Here is an 8,485-nt window from a genome sequence, read left to right on the forward strand (position 1 = left end):
GTATGTGGCCGGTGCGGGGGTGGGTGTCGGGTATTGGCGTCGGTCTGGGTTGACCGGGTCGCGGTTTGTGGCGTGTCCGTTCGCCGGCGCGGGGGCGCCGGGACAACGGATGTACCGGACTGGGGATTTGGTGTGCTGGGGTGCTGATGGGCAGTTGGATTATCTCGGGCGCGCCGATGAGCAGGTCAAGATCCGCGGATACCGCATCGAGTGCGGCGAGGTTCAGGCGGCGTTAGCCAGGCTGGATGGGGTGGATCAGGCGGTGGTGATCGCCCGCGAGGACCACCCCGGGGATAAGCGCCTGGTCGGCTATGTCACCGAGACGGCCACCGGGACAGTGGAACCGGCCAAGCTGCGCGCCGCGCTGGCCCAGCGGCTGCCGGGCTACATGGTGCCGGCGGCGGTGATGGTGCTCGCCGAACTGCCGCTGACGGTCAACGGCAAGCTCGATACCCGCGCCCTGCCAGCACCCGACTACCAAGACGGCGACCGCTACCGCGCCCCGGCCACCGCGGTCGACGAGATCCTGGCCGGCATCTACGCCCAGGTGCTCGGGCTGGAGCGGGTCGGGGTGGAGGAGTCGTTCTTCGAGCTCGGTGGGGATTCACTGCTAGCGATAAGGGTGATCGCGACGATCAACACCACCTTGGGCGCCGATCTAGCGGTACGCACCCTGTTTGAAGCGCCCACGGTTGAAAGCCTGAGCCGACAGCTGGACTCACCGAACAGTTCGGTCGAGGTTGTTCCTTTCGAGGTATTCAAGGATGGCGCTGGGGTTCCGCTGTTTTGTATTCATCCTTTGGGGGGCCTCGCCTGGCCATACCGAAACCTAGGTCCGTATCTGGGCTGCCCAATCATTGGCATTCAACAAGCCGCGCAAAATGGGGGATCTGAGCCCAGGTCAATCCGCGATATGGCCAAGAACTATGCAGATACGCTCCGAGCGGTTCATCCGGACGGCCCATACAATATTCTCGGCTATTCTCTTGGCGGCGTCATTGCGCATCAGGTTGCCGTTGAGCTGCGCCGGCGGAGATGCGCAGTAGGGCGCCTGATAATCTTCGATGCTAGTCTCGACACCCCAATTGACGTCCAAAACTTGCCAGATCACGCCTCGGAAAGCGATGCTCTCAAGATGATGCTAACGGCGGCTGGCATCCATATTGAAGATCTCGAGTACGGGGAAGGGTCCCGACCACTTACTTATCAGCAGGCAGAGGCATTGGTTCACCAGCATGACGCGGCGGACATCATTCTCCCACCCAGACAGCTCGTGGAAATCATCGGCAAGAACATAAACACTGGTATGCGCCTCCTTTTACAGCATGCGCCAGAAATATTCGACGGTGACGTGGTTATCTTCTCGGCCCGGCAGCCTGGCAGTGGTTCGCCGCTTGTACAAAGTTGGCGGCCATACGTTTCTGGCGACGTCGTCGAATACCCTGTCGATTGCGAACATCATGAAATGCTGCAAAGGGAGGTGCTGAAGTCATTCGGAGAACAACTCAAGGTGGCACTAAACTGAGATGCTTCTAGATTTCACCTTGACTTTACGATAGAGATTCGCGTTCGATTCCCTGCATTAGGCCCAAGTCCCGCTGCGTCGTTGAGCCATCGCGTTGACCTCGTAGATCAGCTTCATGATGGACGGCCGCATCGCAAAACTTAGGCGGCGCATCCGGTGGAACTCCTCGAGCGCCGTTCGGAAACCATGTTCGCTCGTCCGATACGCCTCGAAAACGCGATCCAGCGCGGACCCATCCCAGGGCTCGTCTCGCGCGGCTGCGCTCAGCGATTCGTAAACGGCGGAAATCCAGTCTGCGCCGAAGGGGTCTGTCACCGGGCCGCAGTGTCGCTGGCGGCGAAGATCCCGGTTGAGAAACACCTCGATCGCGCCCTCATCCCGGGTGTTGAGATCGATCGCGAGCGCCGCGGAAATCCGCTTTACTTCCCGGCGCCAGTTGTCCAGGAGGTTTGCGTATTCGACGAACACGCGCGGCGAGCCGCGCGTGTCTCTCTCGGCCAGCAGATTGGCTTTCAGCCACAAGGCACTTGCAAGCTCTGGGGAGGGACCCACCCTCCTAAGCGACGCGATGGCCTCCTGCGGGTGGCGCACCGCAATCACGGCCACGACATCGAAACCGGCTAGACGCGCAGCCTCGAACCACACGCCGGACAGCACCGTAATCTTCGGTTCCTTGATGACCATGAGCGGTGCGGCCGGCAGCGTGGTGAGAAAAGCCCTGATCTTGGTGATGCAGGCGGCCTTGTATTCGGCGTCAAACGCACCTTCCTCCTGCAGACGCAGCGTCGGGTCGTCCCACGCGCTGCCAAGGCGCCGCAGGATTGCTTCATTGAGAATGATGGCTTTGCGAGGCTCCCAATAGCCACGCGGATTGGCCGAGTTGGCGCCCAGCAGCCCGGGCGGGAGCGTACCACCGCATAGCGAGAGAACCCGCGTAAGCGCCGACGTTCCGGACCGGCCCGAGCCCAGCACGAACAGAACAACCGGGCGGGCCGAAGTCCCGCTCTGCGTGGCGGAGGTCACGAGCACAACTCCGTGCTTGATGCCGCGTGCGGCGCAGGAGCGCGGTGCTCGACCATCAGATGGTCCGCCGGCAGGCCAGCCCGGCAACGTCGATACATCTCTGTTCGTCGAAAAAAGTTTCGAGGTGGCCGGTGACAGCCGCGGCATCAAACCGTGAGCTCTTGGCGCGTGTGGCCGCATGGAGTTGATCGATCTGCGCTGCCGCCCAACGGAAGAAAGAAGATCCCGCGGGGCGCTTCGCGGCTATGCGTCGCCTCTCGCTCATAGCGGCAGACTAGCCAGTGACCCGGCGCTATCGCGGTTAATCACTATATTGCGCACATTGCCGTCTCCATTTGCCGAACCGATGCATATCACTTGTCCAGCCGGCTGCTGAACGCTTTGCCGCTTCGGTGTATGCGATAGCTCCCGACTACCGAATCGCTCAGCCGGTACGCCAGCCGACTCAAGCAGGTATTGACCAACTCCTCGATTGTTACCTGGAATCGGCTGACAATCGACAGCAGCGTCGACGACTCGATGACCACGCTGGCTGACCCGTCTGACACCATTGCCTCCAGTGGCTACCTCCTGTGGCAAGCTTCCGGGTCAGGCACGATGGTTACTTCAGCGACCTCGTGGCCACTCAGAAAATTTGACTGCCTGCGTACTTCTCGCCCCGTCACGGCGACGGACACAACGAGCCGCGTCAGGATCATGAACAGACTGCGCAGTTCGAGGCGAGCTAAAACCGCGCCAACACAGTAGTGGGGCCCCCCGCCGAAGGACAGGTGCGGGTTCGGTTCGCGGTGCACCACCAAACGGTCGCCGTCGGGGAAAACGCCTTCGTCACGATTGGCGGAAGGTATCCACACGACGACGCGGTCGCCTGCTCGAATCCGGGCTTCACCAAGGGATACGTCGGTGGTGGCCGTCCGCATCACGTGTGCCGCGGGAGAAGTCCAACGCAGGATCTCCTCGACGGCTGCGTCCAACAACTCCGGGTGCTCGCGCAACCGCTGCCAGCAAGCCGGATCTTCGGCGAAAGCAACCAGGGCACCCGATACCGCGAGCGGAGTCGTCTCCAGCCCACCGGTAAGCATGCCGACACAGTTCAGCAAAACCTCGTCGTCGGTGAGCGGACGGCCATCCACAGTCGCCTGCGAGAGCGCGGTCACAAAGTCGTCCTGTGGATTTGCTCGACGCTGTTGCAGCAGTTCATAGAGGTACATAAGCAATTGACCGTGTGCTTCGGCAGCATCCTGCGCGACATTGGTTGCGTAGGCGGCGTCGGTCAGTTGGGCAAGTTCTCCCCAGTCCGCCTGCGGTATGCCGAGCACTCGCGCCAAGACCTGGCGGGCGACGATCGCGCCGAGTTCCTTGACGGCGTCGAACGAGCCACCGCGCGCAAGCAGATCGGCGACCAGACTCTCAATGTCATGTTCCATACCGGGACGGATGCGATCAATCGCTGAGCTTGACAGCCACGCGGTGTGTGCGGCGCGCAGTCTGCGGTGATCAGCGCCATCGGTGACGACCAGCATTTTTCCGGAAGCCAACGCGACCGCGCGTTCGTTGGCACCCAGGCGCATACCGGAGGCCGATGCGAAGTGCCGAGGATTTTGCAGCACTTCGCGCGCGAAGCCGTGGGTGGTAACGCACCAGAATTCGCCGTAATTGGCCGACTCAGTCCAAGCAACCGGATACTCGCGGCGCGCCACCTTCCACGCGCTGAACCGGCTAGGCAGGGCATGAAAGGCGGGGGCAGCTGGGTCAGTAGGTGTTGCGTCAGGCTGCCAAATGGGCAAGCGCCGGTTCTGCCCACGGTACGGGTAGTTGGCCAATGTCCCTCTGGTTCAGTTCTCGACGACTTAGGTGGCATGTCCAGGGCAGAGTGATTTTACAGTAGAGGGTAACTAGTGAGGCCGGCCTCGGACCGTCGAGGTATTGGTTGGGTTGGTCGGTTGGCTGCGGTGATGCGGGTGTTAGGTCGGCGGTCGGACGCCTGCCGTGAAATCGGCTGGTCAGGTCGCTATCTTGGGGCCACGCTCAGGTCATGGCTGGAACGATAACGGTCAACGATCTGCTCGATGGGCGTGTGTGGAGACCGGCATCGCGACCGGCCCTGCAGGGAATGAAGGATGCCTGGCAGCGCAAGTGCGCCAGCCGGTTGGAGGCCTCATCGAATTGTCGATAGGTCATAGATATCGGGGGTGCGCGCGACCCTGGGCGGCCAACGCGGCCGGGATCGACACCGCCGCTGGTGCGGGTTGGTCAGCACCGCGCGGTTGCCGATGGTAGCGAGGTCGAAGCGTTCCTCCTCGTCGAGCAGATCAATCGACGACAACGCCCGGCCGGGATCGGCGGTCACCGCCCCTCGAAATTCGAATGGTTGACCGGCGCCCGCACTACTAAGAGACACGCGGTCGTCAGCGGTCATAGAGAACAAGCCGATCCTTGTCTTCAATATAATCGCTCGAGGCTTCGTATTCTATTCGCGGCTAACCAGGTCGAGCAGCGAGCCGATGGAGTGAGAGCAATGGTTGCGCCGGAAATAGCGGAAAAGTAGACGGCCGCAATCCGACTCCCAATAAGGGCTAAGTCGAATTCATCTACAACGATATGGTGGCCGCAAGCAAAAAAATAGAATTCATCGACCAGCGTTGCATTAATGCAAATTTCAACAGCGGGCCGGTCAGGGTCCTGGTAGTGTCCGAGTTAAGTGATTTGGAAGCTTAAGTGATTTGGCTACTCAATAAGTCGGGGATCGTCTAGAATTCGCCGTGGACCATCACCGAAGTTCCGCGAGACTCGGGACACGCTCGGTTAGTGCTGACCAGCGCGCCGGAAAGGATAAGTGTTGATGGCGCCAGCCAAAAGCTTCGTAGCCACCGAACATCGCATGCTCACTCTGCTTCGCGCCCATTGGGTCTCGATGATGGCGAGCGTGGTTCTGCTCGGCGTTGCGACCGCGCTCACCCTGCTGCAGCCGCTGCTGATTGGCCGGCTCGTCGACGGTGCAGCGGCCGGCTCACCGATTTTCAAGTTGGCCATCTTGCTGGTGATCATGCTTGCCGGGCAGCTGCTGGCCGAGGCGTTAGGGCATTATCGGCTGGGCCGGGTCGGCGAGAAGATCGTGTTGCGGTTGCGAGCCATCTTCACCAATCACGTTGTTCGCCTGCCGATCGGACTATTGGACGAGAGTCGCACCGGAACCCTGCTGGCCCGCGGAACAAGCGACGCAAGTATGTTGCGTGAGATGCCACGCGCCGTCGGCGACGTCGTTTTTGGGGTGTTGACCTTGCTCGGTGCTGGCATCTTCATGCTCACAATTGATGCGCTCACCGTGGGTATCGTGGCAGCGGCCATGGGGGTGGCGTTCGCTGCCGGCAGTCCGTTTCTGTCACGGATCCAACGCGCCTCATTGAATTGCCAGGCCGCGCTAGGTGACTACACAGCCGGATTGGAGCGAGCCCTGGGCGCCGCTCGCACCGTAAAGCTGTACGGTGCTGAAGACCGCGAAGCGAAGTCCATCGGCGGCAGTGCACACGCCGCCTATGAGTCTGGCGTCCGCATTGCGTCATCCACCGCCATCAGTATTCTAGTTTTCCGGTTGGGCGTCACCGGCTCATTTCTGGCAATCATGATCATTAATGGGCGCCGCGTCGCGGACGGCGGCTTGCCCGTTGGCCAGTTCGTCAGTCTGTTCGCCTTCGTCGTGTACGCGGTTTTTCCCGTCACCGCTGCGTTTATCGCATTCGCCAATGTGCGTATCGCAGCAGGCGCGCATCAGCACCTCATCGCCATCCTGCGGGAACTGCCAGAGGGCGACCCGCCGTCGCCCGCCATTTCGGACGGTGTCAACACGCCGAGCGCACCGGGGTTCGCGGGGGAAGGCCAGGACAGCGCGCCGCTGGTCGAATTCGACCACGTGTCGTTCTCCTACAGCAAGGACCCCGTCCTGGACGACCTTTCCTTCGCGCTCCTCCGAGATCAGACCACCGCACTGATCGGGCCATCTGGCGCCGGAAAGTCAACCATTCTGGCATTGCTGTGCCGTTTCCACGAGCCGAGCGCCGGGACCGTGCGCTGGGAAGGCCGCGACATCCGCAGCATCCCCCTCAAAGATCTCCGCGGCCGGCTCGGGCTTCTGGAACAAGACGCACCCGTGCTCCATGGCACCATCCGCGACAACTTGCTCATCGCCGATCCGGACGCTGGCGACGCCGACTTGTGGCGGGTCCTCGAACAGGCGAATATAGCCGAGGAAATCGCCCGTCTTCCTGAACGGCTCGACAACCCCGTACTTGAACGCGGACGCAGCCTTTCCGGTGGCCAACGCCAGCGACTGGCCCTGGCCCGTGCATTTCTGTCCCGATCGCAGCTCATCCTCATGGACGAGCCAACCGCCCATCTCGACCGCGCCAACGAATACGACGTCATGACCAACCTGCTGCAAGCGCGCGGCCAGCGCAGTCTTCTCGTAGTTGCCCACAGACTCTCCACCGTCACCAACGCCGACCAAATCCTGGTTCTTCGGCAGGGCCGGATCCACGCAACCGGCACCCACACGGAACTGTTAGGCATGCCCGTCTACCGCGAACTCATCGAGCACGAACTCGCTCCCCAATAGCGACCCAAGCTTTCCCGATCGACAATTTGCTGTCGATGTGGGCTTGCGGGTCGGAGTCTTCAAGCGGCTGACGGCGACGCTCGTCTGAGCCTTGATGCACAAGGTTGCGGGCACTGGGTGCTGATGCCCGCCCTCACACATAGGGAAAGCACTCGCGTGGCCGCGTTCCGCCGGCCGCTCGGAAGTAAGTGTCGTGCTGTACGGAATCGCTCGACTCGCCATCGCCGCCCCGCGCCAGGTCCAGGGTGGTCGGCGCGGATCTCGTTCGGCGGCTGCAGAACTCGGCGAATGTCGTCGAACACGCGGTCTCCGTGGAGAGTGCCGGCGGCGGCGCCGTCGTTCATCAGCAAGGACGAGCACGAATGTCACCGGTTTGGAGGTCATGGATGAGTCGCGGTCAGCATGGTTACTTCCGGCTATCTCGTGACCGTGCAGAAAGTTGGAGTGACGGCGTACTTCCCGGCCAGTCACGTCGATGGAGAAAACGAGCCGCGCCAAGACCCTTAACAGGCAGCGCAACTCAAGTCGAGCTAGCACTGCACCGACACAAGAGTGTGGACCGCCGCCAAAGGATAGGTGCGGGTTCGGATTGCGGCCAATGACGAACCCGTGGTCAGGAAAAACGGCTTCATCACGGTTAGCGGAAGGTAGCCACACGACGATTCGGTCGCCCGATCGAATCTGGGCCTCACCAAGCGATATGTCGACGACGGCGGTCCGCATCACGTGCGCCGCAGGGGAAGTCCAACGCAAGATTTCTTCAGCAGCTGAGTCAAACAGCTCTGGGCGCCCACGAAGCTGTTGCCAGCAATCCGGATTGTCGGCGATGGCTACCAGGGCACCGGCTACTGCAAGCGGTGTCGTTTCAAGCCCGCCGCTGAGCATGCCGTCGCAATTGAGTAAGATTTCATCATCGGTAAGGGGATGGCCGTTCGCGGCGCTATTGGATAGCGCTGTCACAAAGTCATCCTGAGGATCTGCTTGACGCTGCTCTAGCAAGCCGAAGAGATACATGAGCAATTCACCGTGTGCCAGGGCGGCTTCCTGCTCAACATTGGTTGCGTAGGCGGCGTCAGTCAGTCTGCCCAGTTCTGCCCAGTCCGCATCCGGTATTCCTAGTGCCTGCCCTAGTCTAGACGGAAGTTACGGCTGCCTGGGTAAGGGTTTTCCGCCCTGAACTGGGGGTTTGCTGGTTTGCTGGTTTGTGTTTGTGGCTACGCGGCGATGGTCAGGGGGATGGTGGCCTCAATGAGGTCGAAAGCACGGCGTTGAGTGGGGGTGGCCTCGGCGAGTTTGTCGATCTCGATGTCGGTGTGGTGGTAGCG

At 61.4% G+C, this 8,485-nt stretch carries 6 protein-coding genes and 1 pseudogene; 2 read left to right on the forward strand and 5 right to left on the reverse strand.

From position 1 onward, the window contains the following. Positions 1 to 1,525 (forward strand): thioesterase domain-containing protein (locus EET03_RS28135; RefSeq protein ID WP_167470726.1); only part of this gene is annotated, 1,525 nt, incomplete at its 5' end. Positions 1,526 to 1,582: 57 nt separating this feature from the next. Here EET03_RS28135 and EET03_RS28140 read toward each other — a convergent pair. The 4 genes and pseudogenes from EET03_RS28140 to EET03_RS28155 all read right to left on the reverse strand — a co-directional run. Next, complete coding sequence (locus tag EET03_RS28140; protein ID WP_208649154.1) at positions 1,583 to 2,548, reverse strand: sulfotransferase family protein; 966 nt, start codon at positions 2,546 to 2,548, stop codon at positions 1,583 to 1,585. Positions 2,549 to 2,901: 353 nt separating this feature from the next. Further along, positions 2,902 to 3,096 carry a hypothetical protein gene (locus EET03_RS28145; protein WP_136625774.1) on the reverse strand — a complete coding sequence of 65 codons (195 nt, stop codon included), beginning with the start codon at positions 3,094 to 3,096 and terminating at the stop codon, positions 2,902 to 2,904. A 15-nt stretch (positions 3,097 to 3,111) separates the two neighbouring features. Continuing rightward, entirely contained in the window at positions 3,112 to 4,248 is a 1,137-nt protein-coding gene (locus EET03_RS28150) for a cytochrome P450 (RefSeq protein WP_075541856.1), read from the reverse strand. Positions 4,249 to 4,657: 409 nt separating this feature from the next. Continuing rightward, positions 4,658 to 4,901, reverse strand: a pseudogene (locus EET03_RS28155) (hypothetical protein); the annotation flags it as partial. Positions 4,902 to 5,390: 489 nt separating this feature from the next. On the opposite strand from EET03_RS28155, the gene EET03_RS28160 reads away from it, so the two are divergent. Next, entirely contained in the window at positions 5,391 to 7,160 is a 1,770-nt protein-coding gene (locus EET03_RS28160; protein ID WP_075541860.1) for an ABC transporter ATP-binding protein, read from the forward strand. On the opposite strand, the gene EET03_RS28165 is transcribed toward EET03_RS28160, so the two are convergent. Further along, the gene (locus EET03_RS28165) at positions 7,107 to 8,174 is read right to left on the reverse strand and encodes a cytochrome P450 (protein WP_082274524.1); all 1,068 of its coding nucleotides are present in this window, start codon (positions 8,172 to 8,174) and stop codon (positions 7,107 to 7,109) included. The genes EET03_RS28160 and EET03_RS28165 overlap by 54 nt on opposite strands. Positions 8,175 to 8,485 lie beyond the last annotated feature (311 nt).

The sequence above is a fragment of the Mycobacterium innocens genome (assembly GCF_900566055.1).
GTDB classification, from domain to species: Bacteria; Actinomycetota; Actinomycetes; order Mycobacteriales; family Mycobacteriaceae; genus Mycobacterium; species Mycobacterium innocens.